The organism is Stenotrophomonas sp., from assembly GCF_032099025.1.
GTDB lineage: Bacteria > Pseudomonadota > Gammaproteobacteria > Xanthomonadales > Xanthomonadaceae > Stenotrophomonas.
This window is the reverse complement of sequence record NZ_DAMCID010000030.1, coordinates 17,069-43,097: the sequence shown is the minus strand read 5'-3', so window position 1 is coordinate 43,097 and position 26,029 is coordinate 17,069. Positions and strand designations below refer to the sequence as shown.

16 protein-coding genes, 1 pseudogene and 1 CRISPR repeat array are annotated in these 26,029 nt (G+C 67.9%); of the genes and pseudogenes, 10 read left to right on the top strand and 7 right to left on the bottom strand.

The genetic code is table 11. The features are described from left to right. The first annotated feature begins 56 nt into the window (after nt 1-56). On the top strand, nt 57-917 hold the full coding sequence (locus RT456_RS16900) for a DUF3011 domain-containing protein (RefSeq protein WP_313348269.1): 861 nt from the start codon (nt 57-59) through the stop codon (nt 915-917). A gap of 57 nt (nt 918-974) precedes the next feature. Here the strand turns inward: RT456_RS16900 and RT456_RS16895 are convergent, their stop codons facing one another. Then, nucleotides 975-1,613 carry a hypothetical protein gene (locus RT456_RS16895; RefSeq protein ID WP_313348266.1) on the bottom strand — a complete coding sequence of 213 codons (639 nt, stop codon included), beginning with the start codon at nt 1,611-1,613 and terminating at the stop codon, nt 975-977. Nucleotides 1,614-1,751: 138 nt separating this feature from the next. Here RT456_RS16895 and RT456_RS16890 point away from each other — a divergent pair, with 138 nt between their 5' ends. After that, nucleotides 1,752-3,023, top strand: a complete 1,272-nt coding sequence (locus RT456_RS16890) for an MFS transporter (protein WP_313348264.1) — start codon at nt 1,752-1,754, stop codon at nt 3,021-3,023. Nucleotides 3,024-3,085: 62 nt separating this feature from the next. Then, nucleotides 3,086-5,332: a glucosylglycerol-phosphate synthase gene (gene ggpS, locus RT456_RS16885; RefSeq protein WP_313348267.1), complete on the top strand. Its 2,247-nt coding sequence runs from the start codon at nt 3,086-3,088 to the stop codon at nt 5,330-5,332. Nucleotides 5,333-5,495: 163 nt separating this feature from the next. Here ggpS and bla read toward each other — a convergent pair whose 3' ends face one another. Beyond that, nucleotides 5,496-6,404 carry a class A beta-lactamase gene (bla, locus tag RT456_RS16880; RefSeq protein WP_313348263.1) on the bottom strand — a complete coding sequence of 303 codons (909 nt, stop codon included), beginning with the start codon at nt 6,402-6,404 and terminating at the stop codon, nt 5,496-5,498. Between the two features lie 553 nt (nt 6,405-6,957). On the opposite strand from bla, the gene RT456_RS16875 reads away from it, so the two are divergent. Beyond that, complete coding sequence (locus RT456_RS16875; protein WP_313348262.1) at nt 6,958-7,821, top strand: LysR family transcriptional regulator; 864 nt, start codon at nt 6,958-6,960, stop codon at nt 7,819-7,821. A gap of 138 nt (nt 7,822-7,959) precedes the next feature. On the opposite strand, the gene RT456_RS16870 is transcribed toward RT456_RS16875, so the two are convergent. After that, nucleotides 7,960-9,813 carry an ABC-F family ATP-binding cassette domain-containing protein gene (locus tag RT456_RS16870; protein ID WP_313348260.1) on the bottom strand — a complete coding sequence of 618 codons (1,854 nt, stop codon included), beginning with the start codon at nt 9,811-9,813 and terminating at the stop codon, nt 7,960-7,962. Between the two features lie 344 nt (nt 9,814-10,157). Between RT456_RS16870 and RT456_RS16865 the strand changes: the two genes are divergently transcribed. The 5 genes from RT456_RS16865 to RT456_RS16845 all read left to right on the top strand — a co-directional run bounded on the left by RT456_RS16865 (nt 10,158) and on the right by RT456_RS16845 (nt 17,803). Next, nucleotides 10,158-12,551, top strand: a complete 2,394-nt coding sequence (locus RT456_RS16865; RefSeq protein ID WP_313348258.1) for a TonB-dependent receptor — start codon at nt 10,158-10,160, stop codon at nt 12,549-12,551. A 242-nt stretch (nt 12,552-12,793) separates the two neighbouring features. Continuing rightward, a complete protein-coding gene (locus RT456_RS16860; RefSeq protein ID WP_313348256.1) occupies nt 12,794-13,102 on the top strand; it encodes a hypothetical protein in 309 nt (102 codons plus the stop codon). 9 nt (nt 13,103-13,111) lie between these two features. After that, a complete protein-coding gene (locus tag RT456_RS16855; RefSeq protein WP_313348254.1) occupies nt 13,112-14,002 on the top strand; it encodes an XVIPCD domain-containing protein in 891 nt (296 codons plus the stop codon). Nucleotides 14,003-14,112: 110 nt separating this feature from the next. Then, nucleotides 14,113-15,813 carry a YbaL family putative K(+) efflux transporter gene (gene ybaL, locus RT456_RS16850; protein WP_313348252.1) on the top strand — a complete coding sequence of 567 codons (1,701 nt, stop codon included), beginning with the start codon at nt 14,113-14,115 and terminating at the stop codon, nt 15,811-15,813. A gap of 97 nt (nt 15,814-15,910) precedes the next feature. Beyond that, nucleotides 15,911-17,803: a M28 family peptidase gene (locus RT456_RS16845; protein ID WP_313348250.1), complete on the top strand. Its 1,893-nt coding sequence runs from the start codon at nt 15,911-15,913 to the stop codon at nt 17,801-17,803. Nucleotides 17,804-17,841: 38 nt separating this feature from the next. Here the strand turns inward: RT456_RS16845 and RT456_RS16840 are convergent, their stop codons facing one another. The 3 genes from RT456_RS16840 to clpB all read right to left on the bottom strand — a co-directional run bounded on the left by RT456_RS16840 (nt 17,842) and on the right by clpB (nt 22,867). After that, nucleotides 17,842-18,738, bottom strand: coding sequence for an AraC family transcriptional regulator (locus RT456_RS16840; protein ID WP_313348248.1), 897 nt, complete (start codon nt 18,736-18,738; stop codon nt 17,842-17,844). A gap of 122 nt (nt 18,739-18,860) precedes the next feature. Beyond that, nucleotides 18,861-20,162 carry an aminotransferase class I/II-fold pyridoxal phosphate-dependent enzyme gene (locus RT456_RS16835; RefSeq protein ID WP_313348246.1) on the bottom strand — a complete coding sequence of 434 codons (1,302 nt, stop codon included), beginning with the start codon at nt 20,160-20,162 and terminating at the stop codon, nt 18,861-18,863. 119 nt (nt 20,163-20,281) lie between these two features. Beyond that, nucleotides 20,282-22,867, bottom strand: coding sequence for an ATP-dependent chaperone ClpB (gene clpB, locus RT456_RS16830; RefSeq protein ID WP_313348244.1), 2,586 nt, complete (start codon nt 22,865-22,867; stop codon nt 20,282-20,284). Nucleotides 22,868-23,052: 185 nt separating this feature from the next. Here clpB and RT456_RS16825 point away from each other — a divergent pair, with 185 nt between their 5' ends. Further along, nucleotides 23,053-23,763: a glutathione S-transferase gene (locus tag RT456_RS16825; protein ID WP_313348242.1), complete on the top strand. Its 711-nt coding sequence runs from the start codon at nt 23,053-23,055 to the stop codon at nt 23,761-23,763. Nucleotides 23,764-23,852: 89 nt separating this feature from the next. Beyond that, a CRISPR array of direct repeats spans nt 23,853-24,249; the repeat unit is 25 nt; unit sequence TGGAGCCGGCCAGCGGCCGGCACTA. Between the two features lie 13 nt (nt 24,250-24,262). On the opposite strand, the pseudogene RT456_RS16820 reads toward RT456_RS16825, so the two are convergent. After that, nucleotides 24,263-25,837, bottom strand: a pseudogene (locus RT456_RS16820) (hypothetical protein); the annotation flags it as partial. Nucleotides 25,838-26,029: the final 192 nt, after the last annotated feature.

Sequence of the window (26,029 nt, the reverse complement as noted above, 5' to 3'; positions counted from 1 at the left end):
CCGTCGCCTGCCTCACCGCCGTACTGGCCTGTACCGCCCCGGCCCTGCACGCCCAGATGGGCACCCGCGCCTACGCCCCGGAGAACCTGTCGCAGCTGTCCTCCAACGACCGCGCCCGGGTGATTTCCGAGGAATATGCCGACCAGTCCAATGGCCGGCGCATCCCGGACGACCAGCTGCGCTTCTACCTGGCCCAGGTCAACTCCGGCTGGGGCTTCTCGCGCATCAAGCAGGACATCGCCACCTCGCTGGGCGGCTCGGGGTCCGGCGGCGGCTGGAACGGGGGGGGTGGCGGCGGCAACAACGGCACGGTCCGCTGCGAAAGCCAGGACAACCGCCAGCGGGTCTGCACCACCGGCTGGCGCAGCGCACGGCTGTCCCGGCAGATTTCCGGCACCCGCTGCGTGGAAGGCAGCAACTGGGGGTCGCGCAACGGGCAGGTCTGGGTCAGCGGCGGCTGCCGGGCCGAATTCGCCGAAGGCCGTGGCGGGAGCATTGGCGGCCCGGGCGGCAGCGGCGGCACCATCCGCTGCGAGAGCCAGGACAACCGCGAGCGCACCTGTTCCACCGGCTGGCGCAATGCCACCCTGGTCCGGCAGATCTCCGGCACGGCCTGCGTGGAGGGCCAGACCTGGGGCGTGCGCAACGGCGCGATCTGGGTCAATCGCGGCTGCCGCGGTGAATTTGCCGAATCACGCGGCAACTGGGGCGGTGGCGGCGGCAACAGCAACTACAGCGTGACCTGCAGCAGCAACGACAAGCGCCAGCAGACCTGCGCCTGGGATTCGCGCCAAGGCCGGCCGGTCGTGGTCCAGCAGTTGTCCGGTACCGCCTGCGTGGAAGGCCGCAGCTGGGGCTATCGCAATGGCACGCTGTGGGTCAGCGGCGGCTGCCGGGCGAGATTCGGCGCGCGCTGAGGCGACGGCGGCCCGACCAATGGTCGGGCGAAGAACAGCCACCCACATGCGGTGGCTCTACGGCGCCGGTGGCGCCTCCGCACCCCACGGGGCCCGTGGCAGCGCCACCGGCTTGCCAAGGTCGAACACCACCTGGAAGCGACGGCCATCGGGCCGGGTGAGCTCGTAGACGAAGCGTTCGTCAGGCTCCACCTCCATCGCCCAGGTATTGCGCACCGAGGCCTCCATGCCGGCCTTGCGGAACATCGCCACCGAATCGGCATCCACCGGGAACGCCTGCCGCTGGGCGGTGCCCGGCGGTGTGCTGTCGCCACCGTACATCGTGACTGCATCGGGGCTGCCGTCGGCATGGCGGTGGTCGTGCTTCAGGCGCAGACCGGTGTCGGTGCGGCTGAGCACCCAGGTGCGTGAATGATCATCGCCTACATGGAACGGGATGCGCAGCTCGTGTGCCGAATCCTCGCACCCCCGCACATGCATCACCAGCCGCTTGCCATCGAACGGATCCGGCGCGGCACTACGTGGCGTGTTGACGGCGACATGGCCTTCAAAGGCCTTGCCACAGTGAGCGGCAACCGCCGCAAGGAATGCATCGGCCGGGGCCATTGCAACGTCATGGGCAACGCTGTCGCGCTGGCCCGTGCAGGCGGCGAGCAGCATGGCAGCCGCGAGCGGCAGGAACGTGTACACAGTCATGCCCCACCCTAGCCCGCATGCGTGCGCAGCGCAAATTCGGACGTCATTCCGACATGCACGCTCCGGACATGGTGTTTATTGCGACTGTGGTAGGGTCATAGTCGTGACCGGTTCGCCTTCCCCACGAAGGTCGCACGCGTGTTGCGGCTGACCGCCCTGCTGACGGGAGTAGCGCTGCTGTTGACTGGCAGCGGGCTTCTGGGCACGTTGCTGGCGGTGAGCGGCGGTGAGGCCGGCTTTGGTGCCGGTACGTTGGGCCTGGTGATGTCGGGTTACTTTGCCGGCTTCTTCATGGGTACCTTCTTTGCACCGTCGTTGATAGGCCGCATTGGCCATATCCGCGCGTTCGCCTTCTTCGCCGCCCTCGCCGCCATCGCGGTGCTGCTGCATCCACTGTGGCTGAACGCCTGGCTGTGGGGACTGCTGCGCATCGTGACCGGCATTGCGCTGGTGGGGCTGTACACGGTGATCGAGAGCTGGCTCAACGCCGAGCCCGACCCCCGCCAACGCAGCCGCGCGTTCTCGCTGTACATGGTGGTCAACCTGTCGGCGCTGGCCTTGGGCCAGATCCTGCTGATGGTCAGCAATGCCCCGGCCATGTCGATGTTCATGCTGATCGCCATGCTGGTCTGCGCCGCCGTGCTGCCGATCACCGCCACCCGCCTGACCCCACCGGACGTCCCCTCGGTGCCGCGCCTGAAGCTGTCCCACCTGTATGCCATGGCGCCCGTGGCCACCGTGGCCGCCGGTCTGTCCGGCCTGGCGATGGGGGCGTTCTGGGGCCTGCTGCCGGTGTATGCCGGCGAGGTCGGGCTGGACGACGACGGCGTGGCGCGCTTCATGTTGACCGCCATTGCCGGTGGTGCGTTGCTGCAATGGCCACTGGGACATATCAGCGATGGCCATGACCGCCGCATCGGACTGGTCGCGCTGTGCCTGGCCGCCGCCGGCATCGCCGTGGTCGCGGCACTGCCGATGATCCAGATGCAGACCCATCTGCTGTTCGGGCTGTTCTTCTTCTATGGCGGCCTGGCATTCGCGCTGTATCCGTTCGCCGTGGCCCACATGCTCGATTACCTGCCGCGCGAGCACCTGCTGTCCGGGTGCTCCAGCCTGCTGCTGGTGCACGGCGTGGGGGCCGCGATCGGCCCGGCGCTGGCCGGCGCGGCCATGCAGCAGTTCGGGCCGGCGGCACTGCCGCTGTACTTCGCCGCGGTGCTGGGCGCGCTGGCCCTGTTCACCACCGCACGGCTGCTCAGCTTCGCCCGCCTGCGCACGCACCCGGTGGTGTTCCGGCTGATGCTGCGCACCACCCCGGCGGCACTCGAACTGATGCCGGAAACGGATGCCGTTGCGCCGCCCGACACCCCTCCTCCCTCACCCATCGACTCCGATAAGGAAGTGCATTGACTGTTTCGACACCCGCCCTGCCCACCTCACCCCGCAAGCCGCCGGCGCAGCCGGCACCGCAACTGATCCTCGCCACCGATCTGGATGGCACCTTTCTCGCCGGCGATGCCGCCGCGCGCCACCGCCTGTACCGGCTGGTCGACCAGCACCCCGGTATCCGCCTGATCTTCATCACCGGCCGCGGCCTTGAAGCGGTGATGCCACTGCTTTCCGATCCCGCCATTCCGCGCCCGGACTACGTGGTCTGCGATGTCGGCGCCACCGTGGTCGATGGCCACACGCTGCAGCCGCTGCAACCCCTGCAGTCGATGATCGACGCGCACTGGCCCGGCGAACAGGTCGTGGCCGCCGCGATGCGGCCGTTCACCGCGCTGCAGCGCCAGGACGTACCGCAGGAACGGCGCTGCTCGTACTTCTGCGACCCGGCCACGCTGGCGCCCCTGCGCGCGCAGATCCAGGCCGCCGCACAGGCGCTGGGCTGCGATGTGCTGTATTCGGCCGACCGTTACCTGGACATCCTGCCGCCGGACACCGACAAGGGCCGCACCCTGGCCGCGCTTGCGCGCCTGTTGGACCTGCCGCGCGATCGCATCCTGGTGGCCGGCGACACCCTCAACGACCTCTCCATGTACACCGCCGGTTTCCGCGGCGTGTGCGTGGGCGACTCCGAGCCGGCGCTCACCGCCGCCACGGCCGCACTCGACCACACCTTCCACGCGCAGGCACCCGGCTGCGGCGGCATCCTCGAAGCGATCAAGCACTTCGGCCTGCTCCCCGCCGATGACGCCTGGCTGCAGCCGCCGGCGCAGGCACGTGCGGAAGGCGCCGATCTGGTGATGGTCTACCACCGCCTGCCCTTCGACGAAGTCATGGAAGACGGCGTGCTGGTGCAACGCCCACCGCGCTCGCCCAACGGCATCATTCCCTCGCTGCTGAGCTTCTTCGAAGGCGGCCAGAAGGGCTCCTGGGTGGCGTGGGGGATCGACGACCCCAAGCGCGGCCCGTTCCAGACCCACCTGGCGGTGGATGCGGACCGCTACCCCACCCTGACCGCCGCGCGCGTTCCGCTGACCCGCCAGGAAGTGGATATCTTCTACAAGCGCTTCTCCAAGGAAGCGTTCTGGCCGATGCTGCATGTGTTCTGGGAACGCGCGCGGTTCCGCGAAGACGACTGGCAGGTATTCCTGAAGGTCAACCGCCGCTTCGCCGAGGCCACTGCCGCCGAGGCTGCGCACGGCGCAACGGTGTGGATCCATGACTACAACCTGTGGATGGTGCCGGCGACGCTGCGCGAGCTGCGCCCGGACCTGAAGATCGCCTTCTTCCACCACACCTACTTTCCGTCCGCCGACGTGTTCAACGTGGTCCCGTGGCGCCGCGAGATCATCGGCAGCCTGCTGAGCTGCGACTACATCGGCTTCCACATCCCGCGCCAGGTGGAGAACTTCGTCGACGTGGTGCGCGGTGCGATGCCCGCCGAGCGCCTGGCCTGGGAAAGCTGTGCGCCGCGCTTCCTCACCTACGGCTGTGCGGTGGGCCTGGACACCATGACCACCCGGCTGCGCGTGGGCGATCGCGAGGTCGCGCTGGGCGCACATCCGGTCGGCACCGACCTGCGCCGCATCCACGACGTGCTGGCCCGCCCCGGCGTGCGCAACGACATCTTCAAGCTGCGTCGCGAGATCGGCGCACGCAAGCTGGTGCTGTCGGTGGAGCGGCTGGATTACACCAAGGGCACACTGGCCAAGCTGGAGGCCTTTGAACGGCTGCTGGAACAGCACCCGGAGCGACAGGGCAAGGTCACCCTGCTGATGGTCTGCGTGCCGGCCGCGCGCGAGATGACGGTGTACCGCACGCTGCAGAACCAGATCGAACAGGCGGTCGGCCGGATCAACGGCCGCTTCTCGCGCCTGGACTGGACGCCGGTGCGCTTCTTCGCCCAGGCGCTGCCGTTCGAGGAGGTCGTGGCGCACTACGCCGCGGCACAGGTGATGTGGATCACGCCGCTGCGCGATGGCCTGAACCTGGTGGCCAAGGAGTTCGTCGCCACCCATGGCATCGAGGGCAGCAGCGGCGTACTGGTGTTGAGCGAGTTTGCCGGTGCGGCGGCGGAACTGAAGGGCGCGGTGCTGACCAACCCGCACGACCCGGCCGACCTCACCGCCGGCCTGCTGCAGGCGCTGTCGATGCCCGATGACGAGGCCAGCGGACGCATGCGCCAGCTGTTCGGCAGCGTGGAATACCACGACGTGGACCGCTGGGGACGCGAGTTCCTGGAGGCGGTGAAGGAAACAGGCCAACCCGCGTAGCGACACGCCATGCGTGTCCCTCGCAATGCCCGATCCAAGCCCGCGAGGGACACGCCACCAAGCGTGTCCCTAGCTGGCGCGGCAACGCCCGGGCGCGTAGCGACGCGTTCATTGCGTCGGCGCCCATTGGTCAGAGGGCGCGGCGTGTCTCTACGCGGGTGCATCACCCTCGGATCATCTGCTCCGCAATCACCGCCACTTGGCGCAGCACGTCATTGCGCACATCGTCGCCTGCCGGCGCCCCCTGCAGGAAGCTGGTCAACACCCAAGGCGCACCACCGGCCAGCGGCCACAGGATCGCGATGTCGTTGGTGGTGTCCTTGCCGTTGCTGCCGGTCTTGTCGCCTACCCGCCACGCCTTGGACAGCCCCGCCCGCAACCGCGCGTCGCCGGTTTCGTTGTCGATCAGCCAGTCGGCCAACTGCAGGCGCGAGGCCGGCGTCAGCACCTCGTGCTGCACGACGAAGCGCTGCAGGCTGCCGGCCATCGCGGCCGGGCTGGTGGTGTCGCGCGGGTCGCCGGCCTCGAAGCGGTTCATTTCCGGCTCCCGGCGATCATTGCGGGTCACCGCATCGCCATGCCCGCGCAGGAACGCCGTCACCCCGGCCGGGCCTCCCACCACGTCGAGCAGCAGGTTCGCGGCCGAATTGTCGCTGGTCACCATGGTCGCGCGGCACAGATCACGAACGGTCAGATCCTTGCCCACATGGCGCCGGGTGACCGGGGCGTGGGCGAGCATGTCGTCTTCGCGCACCGGCAGGCGGCGGTCGAGCGAAAGCGTACCGCGGTCGGCCAGGTGCAGCACCGTGGCCGATAGCGCGAACTTGAAGGTGCTGCACATCGGGAAGCGCTCATCCTGGCGATGTCCGACCCGGTGGCCGGTGGCCGTATTCAACAGGGTCACCCCGAGGCGGCCGCCGCTGGCCTTCTCCAACGCGGTGAAATCGGCGGCCTGCGCCGGCGCCGTGTCGTCGCCGGACGCACCGGAAGGCGCCTGGGCCAGCACGGTGGCCGCCAGGGCGGACGCGGCGGCGGCACCGGTCATCTGCAGGAACTGTCGGCGGGCAAGCATGGGCGTTTCCTTGGTGGGCAGGGCCGCAGTATCGGCATGCCCAGACCGCCCCCACCAGCGCGGATTTTCATCAAGAGCCATGAGCCTCCCTAATGGGTAGTGCCGGCCGCTGGCCGGCTCCAGGCGATAACGATCGGTAGTGCCGGCCGCTGGCCGGCTCCAGGCGATAACGATCGGTAGTGCCGGCCGCTGGCCGGCTCCAGGCGATAACGATCCCGGTAGTGCCGGCCGCTGGCCGGCTCCAGGCGACCCAGCATCAGGACGAGCCGGCCAGCGGCCGGCACTACCCGCATAGGCGACATCGCGAGGAGCCGGCCAGCGGCCGGCACTACCCCGCACAGGCGGCATCGGGAGGAGCCGGCCAGCGGCCGGCACTACCCGCATAGGCAGCATCAGGACGAGCCGGCCAGCGGCCGGCACTACCCGCATAGGCGGCATCAGGACGAGCCGGCCAGCGGCCGGGACCACCCGTACAGGCGGCATCAGGAGAATGCCCGCCAGCGGCCGGCGCCGCCATCTGCGATGATCCATCAACCCCGCTCACGGCTTGGCTATGCTCCGCCCCCAGCTTCCGCTCAACGCGCTGCGTGCTTTCGAGGCGGCAGCCCGCCATCAGAACTTCACCCGCGCCGCGCTCGAACTCTGCGTGAGCCAGGCCGCGCTCAGCCACCAGATCCGCGGCCTGGAGGACCGGCTTGGCGCCGTGCTGTTCCATCGACTGCCACGCGGGGTGGCGCTCACCGACGAGGGCGCGCGGCTCTATCCGGTGCTCAACGAAGCCTTCGACCGCATCGCGATCAGCCTGGACCGCTTTGTCGGCGGCCATTTCCGCGAGGTGCTGGGCGTGGGCGTGGTAGGCACCTTCGCCACCGGCTGGCTGCTGCCGCGGCTGGCCGACTTCAACGCACGACACCCGGACATCGAGCTGCGCCTGCAGACCCACAACAACCGCATCGACCTGGCCGGCGAAGGCCTGGACCTGGCCATCCGCTTCGGCGACGGCGACTGGCAGGGGCAGGTGTCCACGCCGGTGCTGGCCGCGCCGTTCGCGCCGGTGTGCGCTCCCGCCCTGGCGCGCACGTTGAAACAGCCGCGCGATCTGGCCAACGTACCGCTGCTGCGCTCCTATCGCAGCGACGAGTGGCCACGTTGGCTGCAGGCGGCCGGCGTGGCTGAGCTGGAGGCACGCGGACCGGTATTCGATTCGTCGCTGACGCTGGCCAGCGCGGCGGCGGCGGGCGCAGGCGTGGCGCTGCTGCCGCTGAAGATGTTTGAGCAGGACCTGGCGCAGGGCCGGCTGGTGCAGCCGTTTGCGCCGACGCTGGAGCTGGGCAGCTATTGGCTGACGCGGTTGCGTTCGCGCGTGGAGAGCGAGGCAGGCAAGCGGTTCAGGGCATGGCTGGAAGCGCAGTCGTAGAGCCACGCCCTGCGTGGCTGCTCTTCGTTCCGGCATCGCGAAGCCACGCAGGGCGTGGCTCTACTGGATCGCGAAGCCACGCAGGGCGTGGCGCCACGGAATGCCCGTGCCGACGTTGACCGACAGGGGCGTTGCTCGTCAGGCCATCAACTCCATCCACGCCGCTTCGGCCTTTTCCAGCTGCTGCGCGGTGGCTTCGCGGTCGCGGCCCAGCACCGCCATGCGGGTGGCATCGGCGTAGTTGGTCGGATCGGCCAGCTGGCGATCCAGATCGGCCAGCTGGCCTTCCAGCTGGTTGACCTTGGTTTCGGCGGCGGCCAGCTTGACCGGGTTGACGGTCTTCTTCGGCGGCAGCGGCGGGGTCGGCGGCACCGGCTCGGGCGCCGCAGCCGCCATCTTCTGCTTGGTACCCTGCGCGGCCGGGCGCGAACGCAGCCACGCCGCGTATTCGTCCAGGTCGCCGTCGAACGGTTCGACCACACCGTCGGCAACACGCCAGAAGGTGTCGCAGACCAGGCCGATCAGGTGGCGGTCGTGCGAGACCATCACGATCGCCCCTTCAAACGTCGCCAATGCTTCGGCCAGCGCCTCGCGCATTTCCAGGTCAAGGTGGTTGGTGGGTTCGTCGAGCAGCAGCACGTTCGGCTGCTGCCAGGCAATCATCGCCAGCGCCAGGCGCGCGCGCTCGCCGCCGGAGAAGCCGTCCACCGGCTCGAAGGCACGGTCGCCTGCGAAGTTCCACTTGCCGAGGAAATCGCGGAACGCCTGGTTGCTGCCATCCGGAGAAATATCCCGGAAATGATCCATCGGCGACTGGCCTGCGTGCAGGGACTCCACCGTGTGCTGGGCGAAGTAGCCGATGCGCAGGTCCGGGTGCGCCGAGCGCTCGCCCGCCACCGGGTCCAGCTCACCCACCAGGGTCCTGACCAGCGTGGTCTTGCCCGCGCCGTTCGGACCCAGCAGGCCGATGCGCTGGCCCGCTTCCAGGCCGAAGCCGACGTTGTGCAGGATCACCGCATCCGGGCTGTAACCGGCCTCCACATCGTTGAGCCGGATCAGCGAGAACGGCAGCTTGGACGGCGGCGCGAACTCGATGCGGAACTCGCGCTCGGCGCGCACCGCTTCCGTGCCGGTCAGCTTGGCCAGGCGCTTCATGCGGCTCTGCGCCTGGGTGGCCTTGCTGGCCAGCGCCTTGAACCGATCGATGAAGCTCTGCAGGTGGGCGCGCTCGGCCTGTTCCTTGTCGTGCGCGATCTGCTGCTGGCGCAGCTGCTCGGCGCGCTGGCGCTCGAAGTCGGTGTAACCGCCGGGGTACAGCTTGGCCCCGCCGCCATGCAGGTGCAGCGTGTGCGTGGCCACGTTGTCCAGGAACTCACGGTCGTGCGAGATCAGCAGCAGCGTACCGGGGTACTTGAGCAGCCACTGTTCCAGCCAGAACACCGCGTCCAGGTCGAGGTGGTTGGTCGGTTCGTCGAGCAGCAACAGGTCGCTGGGCATCATCAGCGCCCGCCCCAGGTTCAATCGCGCGCGCCAGCCACCGGAGAACGTCGACACCGGGCGTGAGTGGGTGTCGGACGGGAAACCCAGGCCGTGCAGCAGCTTGCCCGCGCGGGACTCGGCATCGTACGCCCCGATCTCCGCCATTTTCTGGTGCGCATTGGCCACCGCTTCCCAGTCCTCGCGCGCGGTCGCCTCAGCCTCCTCGCGCAGCACGGCAGCGACTTCGGTGTCGCCTTCCAGCACGAACTGCAGCGCCGGGTCCAGCAGCGCCGGGGTTTCCTGGGCCACGCTGGCGATGCGGATCTTGCCGGGCAGGTCGACATCGCCCTTGTCGGCTTCCAGCTCACCCTGCACGGCCGCGAACAGGCTGGACTTGCCGGCCCCGTTGCGGCCGACCACGCCCACGCGGTATCCCGCATGCAGGGTCAGGTCGACATTGGACAACAGCAGCCGCTCGCCGCGGCGCAAGGCGAAGTTACGAAGGGAGATCATCTGGGGGAGTCCATATAACGGAATGGAATGTGCTGGTAAGCACCTTTCCTGCGACGCAATTCTAGCGTTAACGAATACTTGACGGGCCCCGGGATGCGCGGCAGGGCTCGTTCTCTCTCCCACGATCCTGCCTGCGCCCTCCCCGGGACCCTACCGCCAGATCCGCCGACATCACCTAAATTGTTGCTTTTGCAACGTTTTTTCCAACGGCGTCGATTTGACAGCACATAAATCTTCCGTTAATTCGTTCATTGCGCACCGCAACACCCGTCCTCGCAGACCCGCCTCACCGCAGTCGTGATGTCGCCTCGGTGCCACCTCGTCCCAACCGGAGCCACATCCTGATGAACCGCAAGACCCGTACGCTCGCCGCCGCCGTCGCCGTCGTTCTCGGCGGCTCCGCGTTTGCCGCCGCCGCCCAGGACGCCCCGGCCCGGGCCACCGCCAACACCCTGGACACCGTGATCGTGACCGGCACCCGGGTCGCCGACCGCACCGTGGCCGAGTCGCAGTCGCCGATCGACATCATCACCCCCGAGGCGCTGCAGTCCACCGGCACCACCGAGCTGGCCACCGCGCTGTCGCGCGCCCTGCCCTCGCTGAACTTCCCGCGCCCGGCGCTGACCGATGGCACCAGCGGCATCCGCCCGGCGCAGCTGCGCGGCCTGTCGCCCGACCAGGTGCTGGTGCTGGTCAACGGCAAGCGCCGCCATACCTCGGCACAGATCAACGTCAACGGCAGCATCGGCCGCGGGTCGTCGGCGGTGGACATCAACGCCATTCCGATCTCGTCCATCGAGCGGGTGGAAGTGCTGCGCGATGGTGCCTCGGCGCAATACGGCTCCGATGCCATCGCCGGCGTGATCAACATCGTGCTCAAGGGCTCGTCGGCGGGCGGCAGCCTGGCGCTCGACGCCGGCCAGTACTCGGCGGGCGATGGCAACAAGTACCAGCTCTCCGGCGATGCCGGTATCGGCTTCGCCGACGGTCGCGGCAGCCTGCATGTGGCCGGCCAGATTACCCAGCAGGACGAGAGCAACCGCGCCGGCCCGTACCAGGGCACCACACCGAACACCGGCAACTTCCCGGACATCGGCGAGACTGCCTTCGTGGTAGGCGATCCGCAGGTGGACTTCACCGCGGCATCGGCCAATGCCAGCTTCCAGTTCAGCGACCATGTCTCGGCCTACGCCACCGCGCTGGCCAGCAATCGCGACATCACCTCGTTCGCGTTCTACCGCTCGCGTACCAACAGCGGCCAAGGCCCGCTGCTTGCCCAGACCTACCCGGACGGCTTCGTGCCGCAGATCAACCAATACTCCAAGGACCGCTCGCTGGTGGCCGGGGTCAAGGGCGATACCGAAAGCGGCTGGACCTGGGACGTGAGCTACAACCACGGCCAGAACACGATCGACTTCCACACCCGCAACAGCATCAACTACAGCCTCGGGCTGGACAGCCCGCGCTCGTTCTACGCCGGCGCGCTGGAATACACCCAGGACATCGGCAATGTCGACATCACCAAGACCCTGGACTGGGGACTGGCGTATCCGGTGACACTGTCCTTCGGCGGTGAGTACCGCCGCGAGAAGTGGGAACAGAACGCGGGCGAACCCAATGCCTACTTCGGCAGCGGCGCACAGGGCTTCGGCGGCTTCACCCCGCTCAACGCCGTCGACGCCGACCGCGACAACTACGCGGTGTACGCAGGCCTCGAAGCGGACCTCACCGACAAGTTCTCCGCCGGCGTGACCGGGCGCTACGAAGACTATTCGGACTTCGGCGACAAGTTCTCCGGCAAGCTGTCGGCGCGTTATGCGTTCACCGACAAGGTCGCCCTGCGCGCCACCGCCTCGTCCGGCTTCCGTGCCCCGTCGCTGGCCCAGCAGAGCTACCAGGCCGTGACCAGCACGATCGTCAACGGCGTGTTCGTCGAACGCGGCACCTTCCCGACCACCAGCGCCGCCGCGCAGGCACTGGGTGCCAGCCCGCTGAAGGCCGAAAGCTCCACGTCCTACAGCGTGGGCCTGGTGCTGCAGCCGATCGACCGCCTCTACCTGACCGTGGATGCGTACCAGATCGACATCGACGACCGCATCGTGCTCTCCACCAACATCACCACCAATGCCGCCGCCAATTCGCTGCTGGCGGGGCTGGGCCTGCCGGGCGTCACCGCGTTCTCGTACTTCACCAATGGCGTGGACACCCGCACCCGCGGTGTGGATGCCGTGTCCAGCTACACCATTCCGTTCGCCGCCAGCTCGCTGGAGCTGACCGCCGCCTACAGCTACAACGAAACAGAGGTGAAGAAGTTCATCGCCTCGCCGGCGGTGTTCGGCACGCTGGGCATCACCCAGTCGCTGATCGGGCGCGACGAGATCGGCCGCATCGAAGACAGCTACCCGCGCGACAAGACCATCCTCAGCGGCACCTGGCGCTCGGACCGCTGGGACCTGAGCCTGGCCGCCACCCGCTACGGCAGCTTCACCGTGCGCAACTCGGCGACGGCGCTGCGCGACCAGACCTACGACGCCTCATGGGTGCTCGACGCGTCGGTGGCCTTCAAGCCCAGCGAAAACTGGACCCTCACCCTGGGCGCGGACAACATTCTGGACGAATACCCGGACCGCACCGTGGACCTGCAGAACTCCACCTGGGGCATGCTGCCGTACAGCAACTACTCGCCGTACGGCTTCAACGGCGCCTATGTGTACGGGCGCGTTGCCTATAAGTGGTGATAACGCCGGGGCATCCGGCACGGCAGGCCCTGGCGCCTGTCGTGCTTGCCCCGAAAGCCTCGCGTACTCCTGCCAACTGTGCCCCGGGGCACCCTATTGGCTATCGGCGCATGCCATGATCGAACCATGAATCATGGAGCCGTCCAATGACAATTCCCAACAGCGCACGCCGGTCTGTCGTTTCTGCGTTGAGGTGGGCAACGTTGGCGGCCGTCCCGCTTTCCGGGTGTGCAGGAGATCACGTGAAGCCGAGCTATTCCAAGTCAAGCCTAGAACCCGTCGCAGTCACCAGAGTGTCCGACTCCACTCTCCGTGTGGAGTTCGAAGAGCCGGCCGAGAGCATGTACTACGCCGCGGGAATCAGCTACGTCGTAGCCTCAGACGTGATGAGAATCGTTATCGACCGGTGTCCGATTACGGGCGAATGCACCACGATGCTGCGTCGTCACATTGTGCCGGGGCCACCCAAACCTGCGACGCAGGAGATTCCCTTGCTGGCACCACGCGTTGTAATGGTGTTTGCCGATGGCGAAGAACAGATTTTTCCATAAGGGTGCCGCATGACCGACAAGGTAATTCTCGGCATCCACAGCCACGTAGACCCCAACACACAAGGCTCGTTCAATCAGTTTGTAGACGGCCACGCCTGGATTTCAGTCACTCGCAACGGCGCCACCCAGTATTACGGCTTGTGGCCGGACGAACATCCGTTGGTCGAAGACAATGGACCTGAAACGGATATCCGGGTGGGAATGGAGGCAAGATCAAGAGCGTCCGCCTCCCGCTATTACGAACTAACTCCGGAACAGGTGCAAAAGCTTGACCAGGCACTCGGCGAGAACGTCGAATGGGCTTACACCAACACGTGCGCATCTTGGTCGACAGCCACCTTGACGAAGGTCACCGGGCAAACTCTGGACGCCGGCGAGTTGATGTTCACCGATACGCCGCGGGAGTTGATCGGCGCCATCCGCAAAGCAGAACGCATTCAGCCGACAACACCTTCACATCCGCAGCCGCCACCGGAACCCAAACAACAGGAATCAAGCGGACGATCACTAGGCGATGCGTCGACGACGCTTCACCGGCAGGCCATGGAAGGCGTCGCCAGGCTGGACCTGAGCCTCGGACGCGCACCGGACGAATCCAGTGAACGCATGGCGGCAAGTCTGGCGCACCTGGCCAGGGATCAGGGATTGAACCGGATCGATCATGTGGTGCTCGGCACTCCAACCGGCCAGTCTCCAAACTCGCAGAACGTCTTCGTCGTCCAGGGAGCGTTGGACGATCCTGCACACCGTCGAGCCCACATGGACGTCAATGCTGCGTTGCGCCCATCGGTCGAAGAATCGATCCAGAAGCTTCAGCAGGCCGACAACAGGCTGGCAGCAGCTCCAGCTATCGAACCCTCACAGACCCTGGACGAGATTCAGCACCGGCGGCAGGTCTGATCCTCGCCGCGTGCCCCGGCCAGTAGACCCAGGGCCGCTCAACACATTCCGGTTTGCCGGAACCGGCCGCATCGGTGAAAATCGGGGCATCCCCCAATATGCGAGCCCCGATGCACCATGACACCGACCTGATCAACATCGTTGCCGTTGGCCTTGGGCTCGCCTTCATCCTGGGTGCGCTGGCCAACAAGCTGCGTTTGTCTCCGTTGGTCGGTTATCTGGTGGCGGGCATCTGCGTAGGACCGTATACCCCCGGCTTTGTCGCCGACGGGGCGCTGGCCAACCAGCTGGCCGAGCTCGGCGTGATGCTGCTGATGTTCGGCGTGGGCCTGCACTTCTCGCTGAAGGACCTGATGGCGGTCAAGGCGATCGCCATTCCCGGTGCCGTGGGCCAGATCCTGGTCGCCACCCTGCTCGGCTGGGGACTGGCTGCGTTGATGGGCTGGCCGGTCATCCATGGCGTGGTGTTCGGCTTCGCGCTGGCCACGGCCAGTACCGTGGTGCTGCTGCGCGCCATGGAGGAACGCCGCCTGCTGGACACCCAGCGCGGCAAGATCGCGGTGGGCTGGCTGATCGTCGAGGACCTGGCCTGCGTCCTGGCGCTGGTGATGATGCCGGTGCTCGCCGGGGTGTTCGGCCCGGCCGCGGCCAATGAAACCCACACGATCGGCAGCGTGCTGGCCAGCATCGGCTGGACCTTCGTGCAGCTGGGCCTGTTCGTGGCCGTCATGCTGGTGGTCGGGCGGCGCGTGATCCCATGGATCCTCGAGCGCATCGCCGGTACCGGCTCGCGCGAGCTGTTCACTTTGGCGGTGCTGGCCATCGCGCTCGGCGTGGCCTTCGGTTCGGCGATGCTGTTCGGGGTGTCGTTCGCCCTCGGTGCGTTCTTCGCCGGCATGCTGCTCAACGAATCCGAGCTCAGCCACAAGGCCGCCAGCGACTCGCTGCCGCTGCGCGACGCGTTCGCGGTGCTGTTCTTCGTCTCGGTCGGCATGCTGTTCAACCCCAACATCCTGGTCGAGCATCCGTGGCAGGTGCTGGCCACCGCGGCCATCATCATGTTCGGCAAGTCCGCCGCGGCATTCGTCATCGTCCGCGCGTTCGGGCATCCTACCGGCACCGCGCTGACCATCTCGGCCAGCCTGGCGCAGATCGGCGAGTTCGCCTTCATCATCGCCGGCCTGGGCGTCACGCTGAAGATCCTGCCGCCCACCGGGCAGGCGCTGGTGCTGGCGGGCGCGCTGATCTCCATCATGCTCAATCCACTGGTGTTCGGCCTGCTCGACCGCTGGCTGCTCAAACATCAGCAGACCACCCCGGCGGCGGTCGAAACCGAACTGCCCCCCGGGCCCTCGCTGGACCTGCACGACCATGCCATCGTCATTGGCTTCGGCCGCGTCGGCAGTGCGCTGGCCCAGGTGCTGCGCGACCGTGGTGTGCCGGTGCTGATCATCGATGACAACAAGGAACACGTGGCCGAGGCGCATGCCGCCGGTCTGCCCGGTATCCGCGGCAGCGCCGCCTCCGACCGCGTGCTGGCCGAAGCCCATCCCGAACGCGCCAAGATCGCGGTACTGGCCATTCCGCAGCCGCTGGAAGCCGGTGAGACGCTGGCCAAGCTGCGCGCGATCAACCCCGGGCTGACCCTGCTGGCGCGCGCGCACAGCGACGCCGAAGTGAAGCACCTGCTCGATCACGGTGCCGATGGCACGGTGATGGCCGAGCGCGAACTGGCCTATTCGCTGGCGGAGATGGTGATGGCCACGCCCCCGTACCGGAATCTCGGCAAGCACACCATTCCGGTGGTGTGAGCGACCACGGGCGTTGAGCCCGTGCAGATTGCAACGCTTCCTATAGGAGCCGCGTGCGCGCAGGTGCAACCCTGAGCGCCTCTTTCCTGCGGCGCTGATGACGATGCTGATCGATACCGTGAGCCAGGCACGCCGTGTGCAAGGCCGGTTCGCCGTCCAGCGGGGTGCGAGGCTGCCCGCCGCGGCGGAGGCGTACAGGCCGCTGGTGAGACCCCTGGCGCAGGCGGGGTTGCGCATCTGCAACGCCCACCCGCTGGTGACTGCGTCGCTGCTGCTGTCGGTGCTCGCACCCCGAACCGGGCCTGCGCTGCTGCCCGGGGCGCAGGGCGTAGCGCCCGGCACGCCCGCGGGAGGAACGCTCAATGAGGTCCTTGAGCATCTCGTCCCGGTGAACCAGATCGCGCCGTGCGCCGGCGGTCCCGCGGCGAGCCTGGTGTCGATCGGCAACGCCGCCGTGGGCACCTGCGTCGCAGCGCCCCGCCGGTGTCCACAGGCCTTGCTGGTGTCGAGTCTTGCTGGCGCCACAGTCCTGGCCGGCGCGGCCGTCGACAGCGCCGTGGAGGCGTTGTGGCGCACCGCCGATGACGCCGATCTGGCGCCGGGCGTCGCGCACTACGATGCGGCCGGCCGCGTGCTGGATCAGCTGCTGCCCCACGATCGCCGGGCACTGCTGACCCTCCTGCGCGACTGCGCTGACGCACCCACCTGCACCGCGCCGCTGCGGGCGCTGCTGCTGTCACTGTCCGCGCAGGCGCAGCAGGGCATAAAGCACGCCGTGGCCGCGGCCACGCCCGATACCCCGGCGGCAGGCTGGCCGCCTGCGGCGCAGGCCATCGCACCGCCCTCGCCGCTGGCCTGGGTGGACGCCACCATCGCACTGCTGGAAGGCGTCTACGATCCGGTCCGGGCCGCCTACCTGCTGGACCTGGAATACATCGCGCAGGCCACGATGGAGGCCCAGTCCGGGCAACCGCGTGGCACCCGTGAGGTGGTGGCCAACCAGCAACGCAGCGCCGCCATCGAAGCGCTGTTCAACGCCACCGGGCATCCACTTGAATCGCTCCCGTTCACCCTCAGCGCGCACGACCTGCGCGGGGTGCCCCGCACCGCCTGGGGCCGCAACCTGCTGCTGACCTTTGCGGGACCCGGTACGCCTGCACATACGCTGATGCTGCTGGCGCATGGCGACATGACCGGTACGGATACCGGCTCCAGCGGCGCACTGGACAACGGCACCGGCGTGGCCGCGCTGCTGGCGCTCGCGCGCGAACTGCACGACACCGATCTGCCACGCGGCACCCAGGTGCAGCTGCTGGTCACCGCCCAGGGCGAGCGCGGCATGATGGGGGCCAAGGCGCATGTACAACGCTGCCTGGCGCAGCGGAACTGCCCGGACGCGGTGCTCAACCTGGACATGCTGGGGCACGGCGACGGTCTGGCGATCTGCGGTTCCGAACAGCGCCATTTGTTCGTCATGGACACGCAGCGGACCGATCAGCGGCACCCCGGCGCGGTCGACGCGCACGAGACCCACCTGCGCCAGCTGCTGCAGCGGGCAGCGACGGACCTCGGGGTCCGGCAGCACCCTTACACGGCATGGACGCAGGTGTCCGATCACCTTCCGTTCCAGCGGGAAGGCATCGCGGCGCTGGGCCTCACCCGGATGACCGCGGCGGAGCTGCGTGCGGAGGCGCACCGGCAGGCCACCTATGCCGAGCTGCTGCGCAGGCATGCGGCCGTGGACTGGACGCGGATGGACGACTATCTCAATGGTCGGCTCAGCCGCATCGAGAGCGACGACATGCGCGACCGGCTTGCCGAGCATGCCGCCGTCAGCCGCCAGTACCGTCGGCTCGGCGATTCCGCCTATCGCGGCACGGTCCACAACGGGCACGATCAGATGGGCCAGATACGACCCCGTGCCGCACTGGAGACGCTGGACGTGGTGCGCCGCACCGTCCATGCCTGGTTGGCAAACCCGGCTCCGTAACGGCCGCCGCCTCCAGGGAGCAGCGGCTAAGTGCCAGGTTAAACGGAGCGCGCCACCTGCAGCGGCACGCAGATATCCGCGCGCAGTATGGCCTCCGGCACCGCTTCGGGATCATCGAGGTAGTGGTAGTACAGCGGCGCATCGCGCAACGCGTGGCCGCTCTCGCCAAGCCATTGCCGTAGCAGCGCATCGGTAGCCGCTTCCAGCCCGGCGTAGCTGCCCACATGCCGCAGCACCGCGTGTTGGCCGCCGCCCAGACGCAGTGACCGCAGCGGTGCCGGGACCGTTGCCAGCGCACGGCCAAAGCCCATGCCGCAGTCGAATTCGCACGCATCGGCGGGTACATCGCGATGGTCGTTCAGTGCAATGCCGACCAGCGCCTGCAGCTGCCCGGCGATGCCCTGCTCTGCGGCCCATGCATAGACCTGGCCGAACGCCTGGTCGAGGTCATCGAAGGCGCCGCGCGTGCGCAGCACCACCACGTCGAACGGCTCGAGGGTGCTCACCCGCACCTGCAGCGGGGCGCTGTCGTCGGCGCTGTCTCCCGCAGGCAACGACAACTGCTGCTGCCAATGCGCGCGCAGTACCGCGTCGTCGCGCAATGCGCTGGGCGTGGCCGCCAGCGCCTGTCGGCAGGCCCGTGCCAGCGCCTGCGAGCTTTCGTAGCCCACCTCCAGCGCGACCTCGGTGACGCGGCTGTCTGCCTGCGCCAGCAACTGCAGTGCCCGCAACAGGCGCAGCCTGGCCACGGTGCGTCCCGGGGTTTCGCCGGTCAGCGCGCGGTACAGCCGGTGAAAGTGGAAGGGTGACTGATGCGCGACTGCCGCCAGTGCGTCCAGGTCGGGCAACGGCTGGCCCGTACGCAGGCAGTCCTGCAGGTGTGCAATGACACGGTCGATACCGTGGCGGTGGCGTAGCTGGGCGATGCGGCTCATGACGGGCTCCGTGTCGGGGTGACGCTCAGCATGCGTCGGTCCCCGCCTCGGCGCGTGGCCGATCTTGCGCAGCATACAACCCCACCCCGGCCGGCCCGCACCGGCCAGGGTGGGTCCCACCTCTACGCGGTTGCCAACGCCTGCTGCAGGTCCTCCAACAGGTCGTCGATGTGTTCGATGCCGATCGACAGGCGCACTGTGTCCTCGCTGACGCCGGCCTTTTCAAGCTCGGCCGGGTCGAGCTGGCGATGCGTGGTGGACGCCGGATGGGTGGCCAGGGACTTGGCGTCGCCCAGGTTCACCAGCCGGGTGAACAGCTGCAGCGCATCTAGGAAGCGCGCGCCGGCGGCGCGCCCGCCCGGCAGGCCAAAGGTCAGCACCCCCGAACCGTGCCCGCGCAGGTACTTCTGCACCAGCGCGTGCTCGGGGTGATCGGGCAGCGCGGCATAGTTCACCCAGTCCACCTTGGCGTGGTCGCGCAGGAACGTTGCCACCGCCAGGGCGTTCGCATTGATGCGGTCCATGCGCAAGGCCAGGGTCTCGATGCCCTGCAGGATCAGAAAGGCGTTGAACGGGGAGATCGCCGCCCCGGTATTGCGCAGCGGCACGACCCGCGCGCGACCGATATAGGCCGCCGGCCCCAGCGCCTCGGTATAGACCACGCCGTGGTAGCTGACGTCCGGCTCGTTCAGGCGGCGGAAGCGCTGCGCGTGTTCGGCCCACGGGAAGCGTCCGGAATCCACGATCACCCCGCCCAGGCTGGTGCCGTGGCCGCCGAGATATTTGGTCAGCGAGTGCACCACGATATCCGCGCCGAAGTCGAACGAGCGCTGCAGGTAGGGCGTGGCCACGGTGTTGTCCACGATCACCGGCACACCGTGCGCATGGGCGATCTTGGCCACCGCCTCGATGTCGGTGATGTTGCCGCGCGGGTTGCCGATGGACTCGACGAACACCGCCTTGGTGCGCGCGTCGATCAGCGCGCCGAAGCCATCGGGGTCGTTGTAGTCGGCGAAGCGGGTCTCGATGCCGAACTGCGGCAGGGTATGCGCGAACAGGTTGTAGGTGCCGCCATACAGCGCATTGGAGGAGACGATGTTGTCGCCGGCCTCGGCAATGGTCTGGATCGCATAGGTGATCGCCGCCTGGCCCGACGCGAGTGCCAGCGCCCCGATGCCGCCTTCGAGCGCGGCGATGCGCTGTTCCAGCACATCGGTGGTGGGATTCATGATGCGGGTGTAGATGTTGCCCGGCACCTTCAGGTCGAACAGGTCCGCGCCATGCTGGGTGTCGTCGAAGGCGTAGGCCACGGTCTGGTAGATCGGCACCGCCACCGCGCGGGTGGTCGGATCGGGCCGGTAGCCGCCGTGCACGGCGATGGTCTCCGCGCGCCACGATGATTGGGGACTGCCGTGCTCTGACATCGCGCCTCCTCCGGTTGAACACGGACCATACCGGACAAAAAACCCCCGCCGTGGCGGGGGTTGATGGTCATGCAGCATGGCCTGAGCACGAACGGTTATCAGCCGTGCCCGCGCGCCGGTCAGCCTTTGTCGAAGAGCAGCCGCCCCTCGCCCGCATCGACCTGGATCACATCGCCCGACAGGAACTCGCCGGAGAGGATCTTCTGCGCCAGCGGGTTCTCCAGCTGCGCCTGGATGGCACGCTTGAGCGGGCGCGCACCATAGATCGGATCGAAGCCGACGTTGCCCAGCAGCTGGAACGCCGCGTCGCTGACCTCGATGCGCAGGCCACGTTCGGCCAGCCGCTTCTCCAGCCCCTGCATCTGGATGCGCGCGATCTGCTTGATCTGCACCTTGTCCAGCGGGTGGAACACCACGATGTCGTCCAGCCGGTTGATGAACTCCGGGCGGAAGTGCGCCTGCACCACCCCCATCACCGCCGCCTTCATCTGCGTGTAGGCCTCCGGGCTGTCGTCGCTGGACATGTCCTGGATCTGGTGCGAGCCCAGGTTGGAGGTCATCACGATGACGGTGTTGCGGAAGTCCACCGTGCGGCCCTGGCCATCGGTGAGGCGACCGTCGTCCAGCACCTGCAGCAGGATGTTGAACACGTCGGTATGCGCCTTCTCCACTTCGTCCAGCAGGATCAGCGAATACGGGCGGCGGCGCACCGCCTCGGTGAGGTAGCCGCCCTCTTCATACCCAACGTAGCCCGGGGGCGCACCGATCAGCCGCGCCACGCTGTGCTTCTCCATGAACTCGCTCATGTCGATGCGGATCATCGCGTCGCTGCTGTCGAACAGGAACTCGGCCAGCGCCTTGCACAGCTCGGTTTTGCCCACGCCGGTCGGGCCCAGGAACAGGAACGAGCCGCTGGGGCGGTTGGGATCGGAGAGTCCGGCGCGCGAACGTCGTACCGCGTCTGAGACCACCTTGATCGCCTCTTCCTGCCCCACCACGCGCTGGTGCAGCATGTCTTCCATGCGCAGCAGCTTGTCGCGCTCGCCTTCCAGCATGCGGTTGACCGGAATGCCGGTCCAGCGCGACACCACCTCGGCGATCTCTTCGGCGGTGACCCGGTCCTGGACCAGCTTGAACTCGGTGTTCTCCGCCTCCTGCGCGGCGTGCAGCTGCTTCTCCAGCTGCGGCAGCTGGCCGTACTGCAGTTCGCTCATGCGGCCGAAATCCTGGCGCCGCTGCGCGGCTTCAAGTTCCAGCTTGACCTGCTCGATCTGCTCCTTGATGCGGGTCGTGCCCTGCAGCGCGGCCTTCTCCGACTTCCAGATTTCATCCAGGTCGGAGAACTCGCGCTCCAGCGTATCGATGTCGGCTTCCAGGTCGGCCAGGCGCTGGCGCGATGCCTCGTCCTTCTCCTTCTTCAGCATCTCGCGCTGGATCTTGAGCTGGATCAGGCGACGCTCCAGCCGGTCCAGTTCCTCCGGCTTGGAATCGATCTCCATGCGGATGCGCGATGCAGCCTCGTCCATCAGGTCGATGGCCTTGTCGGGCAGCTGGCGGTCGGCAATGTAGCGGTGCGACAGCGTGGCCGCGGCCACGATGGCCGGGTCGGTAATCTCCACGCCATGGTGCACCGCATACTTTTCCTTCAGCCCGCGCAGGATGGCGATGGTGTCTTCCACGCTGGGCTCGCCGACAAACACCTTCTGGAAGCGGCGCTCCAGCGCGGCGTCCTTCTCGATGTACTTGCGGTACTCGTCCAGCGTGGTCGCGCCCACGCAATGCAGCTCGCCACGCGCCAGTGCGGGCTTGAGCATGTTGCCGGCGTCCATGGCACCGTCGGCCTTGCCCGCGCCCACCATGGTGTGCAGCTCATCGATGAAGAGGATGATCTGGCCTTCGCTCTTGGACAGGTCGTTGAGCACGGCCTTGAGGCGTTCCTCGAACTCGCCGCGGAACTTGGCACCGGCGATCAATGCGCCCATGTCCAGCGACAGCACGCGCTTGCCGCGCAGGCCCTCGGGCACTTCGTCGTTGATGATGCGCTGGGCCAGGCCTTCCACTATCGCGGTCTTGCCCACGCCGGGCTCACCGATCAGCACCGGGTTGTTCTTGGTACGGCGCTGCAGCACCTGGATGGTGCGGCGGATTTCCTCGTCGCGGCCGATCACCGGGTCCAGCTTGCCGCTCTCGGCACGCGCGGTGAGGTCGATGGTGTACTTCTCCAGCGCCTGGCGCTGTTCTTCTGCATTCTCGGACTGCACGCTTTCACCGCCGCGGATCTTGTCGATGGCCGCCGTGATGCGGGTCTTGTCGGCACCCGCAGCGCGAAGCGCCATGCCCAGCGTGCCGCCATCGTCGACCGCGGCCAGCACGAACCACTCGCTGGCGATGAAGGCATCGCCATGCTGCTGGGCCAGCTTGTCGGTGTTGTTGAGCAGGCGGTTGAGGTCATTGCCGATCGACAGGTTGCCTTCCTGCCCGGACACCTTGGGCAACGCTTCCATGGCCTCGTTGAGGCGTTCGCGCAGCACCGGCACGTTCACGCCGGCCTGGGCCAGCAGCGGCCGCGTGCTGCCGCCCTGCTGTTCCAGCAGCGCGGTGAAGACGTGCACCGGTTCGATGATGTTGTGGTCGCGGCCCACGGCCAGCGACTGCGCGTCCGCCAGCGCCTGCTGGAAACGCGAGGTGAGCTTGTCCATCCGCATGGTCATATTCCTCGATCAATTGCCGCTGGCCGAGCCAGCACTATCTGACAGATGCGGTTATGCAGGCGTGTTTCAAGGGGGAATGAGAACGCATTCAGCCGCGAGCGCACGTCGCAGTGACATTCCCCTCACGCCTGCTTGGCGGCGCAATCCGGAGGCTGGGGGTCCCGACACGGAGCACCCGCATGCACTACGAGCTTTACTACTGGACCGGCATCCAGGGCCGTGGCGAGTTCATCCGCCTCGCACTGGAAGATGCGGGCGCGGCGTATACCGACATGGCACGCGTGCACGGCGACAAGGTCATGCAGCCGTTTCTCGACGGCAAGGTCGAGGGACTGCGCCCGTTCGCGCCGCCGTTCCTGGTCAGCGGCCGGCAGGTGATCGCGCAGGTAGGCGCGATCCTGGCGCATCTCGGCCCCGAGCTGGGCCTGGTGCCGGAGGCCGCCTCACGTCGCGCGCAGGCGTTGCAGCTGCAGCTGACCATCGCCGACCTGGTGGCCGAGGTGCATGACACCCACCACCCGATTGCCGCCTCGCAGTACTACGAGGACCAGAAGCGGGAAGCGATGGCACGCGCCGCTTCCCTGCGTGGTGAGCGGCTGCCGAAGTTCCTCGGCTGGTTCGAAAGCGTGCTGGAGGCAAATGGCGGCCTGCACCCGTTGCGCGAACACTCCTACGTGGATCTGTCGTTGTTCCAGCTGGTCAGCGGGCTGGACTACATGTTCCCGAAACGCATGCAGGCGCTACGGCCAACGCTGCCGTTGCTGCACGCATTGAAGGATCGGGTGGAGCGGCGGCCGAACATCGCCGCCTACCTGGCCTCAGAGCGCCGGTTGGCGTTCAACACCAACGGCATTTTCCGGCATTACCCGGCGCTGGATGCCGCGGATTGACAAGCGGATGCAACGTTTCCGGTCGGCGTAACGTTTCCGGTTGGCGTAGTGCCGGCCGCTGGCCGGCTCCGCATTGACCTGTCATCGCCTGGAGCCGGCCAGCGGCCGGCACTACGCTTGGGCGTCTGGGCCCCCTTGGAGCCGGCCAGCGGCCGGCACTACGATTGTACGTCTGGGCCCGCCTGGAGCCGGCCAGCGGCCGGCACTACGCTTGGACGTCTGGGCCCGCCTGGAGCCGGCCAGCGGCCGGCACTACGCTTGGGCGTCTGGGCCCGCTTGGAGCCGGCCAGCGGCCGGCAGTGCGCTTGGACGTCTGGGCCCGCTTGGAGCCGGCCAGCGGCCGGCACTACGCTTGGAGGTCGGGGCTCCCTTGGAGCCGGCCAGCGGCCGGCACTACGCGACGGCTGGCTCTGCCTGGAGCCGGCCAGCGGCCGGCACTACGCTGGGCGTCTGGGCCCGCTTGGAGCCGGCCAGCGGCCGGCACTACCGGGGGGGCGGTTTTTTGCAGGGACAACAGGCCCAGCAGCGCGGCCAGCGCCACGTACGCGCCGGCGAACTGCCACATGATCAGCTTCGGCAGGCCGTCCAGCTGCCACGGCAGGTAGATGCCGCCGCGCGGGTCGACAGAGTGGATCAACCCGAACAGGGTCAGCGCCGCCGCCACCAGCAGGATGCCGGAGGAGCGCAGCAGGCGTCCGTCAATCATCGCCACCACCGCCGCGATCCACAGCATCGAGGTGATGATGAAGCCATTGCCCAGCGTGAAGATCACCGCCAGCTCCGGCAAACCGTGGCCGTCCAGCGTGGTGGTCATCGCAACGAGCTGCTCGGGCGGAATCCAGCCCGGCGCCTTGATCGCCAGCAGGTAAGCCACCGACGGCAGGAAGCCCAGCACCATGGCCCCGGCATGTTCGCGCGGCGTGGCCTGGAAGGCCTGGGTGGTGATGTCGATTGCCACGTACACGATGATCGGGGCCAGTACCGCCAGCGGCAGCCACTGCACCAGGCCCGAGATCACGCCCAGCATGCCCCCGATGCCCACGAACAGGCCGGTCAGCAGCGTGTAACCACTGCGGGCACCCATGTGCTTGTACGCCGGCTGGCCGATATACGGGGTGGTCTGCGCCACGCCGCCGCACAGCCCGGCCACGAGCGTGGCCACCGCCTCCACCAGCAGGATGTCGCGGGTGCGGTAGTCATCGCCGGCCGCGCGCGCGCTTTCCGAGACGTTGATGCCGCCCACCACCATCAGCAGGCCGAACGGCAGCAGCAGCGGCAGGTAGGTGATGGCCGTGGGCAGGCCGTCGATGAAGCCCAGCGTCGGCCACGGCAGCACCACCTGCAGCGGCGTCCAGTCGGGCACCTTGAAGCCCGGCGCGCCCAGCCCGGCCAGGCCCAGCGCGTAGTACAGCAGCGTGCCGAACACGAACGCGACCAGCACGCCCGGTGCGCGGATCGGCAGCTTGCGCTTGGCCACCAGCACGTAGAGCAGCAGGCCCAGGGTCACGAAGCCGACCACGGGCGAGCGCAGCGTTTCCAGCAGCGGCAGGAAGCCCATCAGCACGATGGCGATGCCGGCGATGGAACCCAGCAGCGACGCCCGCGGCAGCGCGCGGGTCACCGCCTCGCCGAAGAACGACAGCACGACCTTGAGCACGCCCATGATCACCAGCGAGGCCATGCCCAGCTGCCAGGTGGCCATGGCCGCGTCGTGCGGGGCCAGGCCGTTGGCCTTGAAGGCCAGGAACGCCGGGCCCAGCACCAGCAGGGCCATGCCGATGCTGGTCGGCGCGTCCAGCCCGAGCGGCATCGCGGTGACATCGTCACGGCCGGTGCGGATGGCCAGGCGTCGCGCCATCCACGTGTAGAGCACATTGCCGACCAGCACGCCGAAGGCAGTACCGGGGAACATGCGGCCGAACACCACATCCGGCGGGAACTGGAAGATGCCGGTCAGTGCCATCGCGATGAAGCCGAGGATCGACAGGTTGTCGACCACCAGGCCGAAGAAGCCGTTGAAGTCGCCGGCAACGAACCAGCGGGGGCGTCCGGAGACGGGAGCGGATGCAGGCATGCGAGGGGGGCACGGGGGTGGGGGTACCCGATGGTAGGCGTTCATTGCCCCGGGCAACAGACACACCGGTGGAACACCGACATACAGCGTAGTGCCGGCCGCTGGCCGGCTCCCCATGGACCGCGCATCACGCGACCCGTAGTGCCGGCCGCTGGCCGGCTCCATGCACCCCCATCAAGCAACACGTAGTGC

Bases quoted from the DNA above. Each gene is read 5' to 3' on its own strand.
- RT456_RS16900 (WP_313348269.1), top strand. From the start codon at position 57: ATGGGCACCCGCGCCTACGCCCCGGAGAACCTGTCGCAGCTGTCCTCC.
- RT456_RS16895 (WP_313348266.1), bottom strand. From the start codon at position 1,613: ATGACTGTGTACACGTTCCTGCCGCTCGCGGCTGCCATGCTGCTCGCC.
- bla (WP_313348263.1), bottom strand. From the start codon at position 6,404: ATGCTTGCCCGCCGACAGTTCCTGCAGATGACCGGTGCCGCCGCCGCG.
- RT456_RS16875 (WP_313348262.1), top strand. From the start codon at position 6,958: ATGCTCCGCCCCCAGCTTCCGCTCAACGCGCTGCGTGCTTTCGAGGCG.
- RT456_RS16870 (WP_313348260.1), bottom strand. From the start codon at position 9,813: ATGATCTCCCTTCGTAACTTCGCCTTGCGCCGCGGCGAGCGGCTGCTG.
- RT456_RS16865 (WP_313348258.1), top strand. From the start codon at position 10,158: ATGAACCGCAAGACCCGTACGCTCGCCGCCGCCGTCGCCGTCGTTCTC.
- RT456_RS16855 (WP_313348254.1), top strand. From the start codon at position 13,112: ATGACCGACAAGGTAATTCTCGGCATCCACAGCCACGTAGACCCCAAC.
- ybaL (WP_313348252.1), top strand. From the start codon at position 14,113: ATGCACCATGACACCGACCTGATCAACATCGTTGCCGTTGGCCTTGGG.
- RT456_RS16845 (WP_313348250.1), top strand. From the start codon at position 15,911: ATGACGATGCTGATCGATACCGTGAGCCAGGCACGCCGTGTGCAAGGC.
- RT456_RS16840 (WP_313348248.1), bottom strand. From the start codon at position 18,738: ATGAGCCGCATCGCCCAGCTACGCCACCGCCACGGTATCGACCGTGTC.
- RT456_RS16835 (WP_313348246.1), bottom strand. From the start codon at position 20,162: ATGTCAGAGCACGGCAGTCCCCAATCATCGTGGCGCGCGGAGACCATC.
- clpB (WP_313348244.1), bottom strand. From the start codon at position 22,867: ATGCGGATGGACAAGCTCACCTCGCGTTTCCAGCAGGCGCTGGCGGAC.
- RT456_RS16825 (WP_313348242.1), top strand. From the start codon at position 23,053: ATGCACTACGAGCTTTACTACTGGACCGGCATCCAGGGCCGTGGCGAG.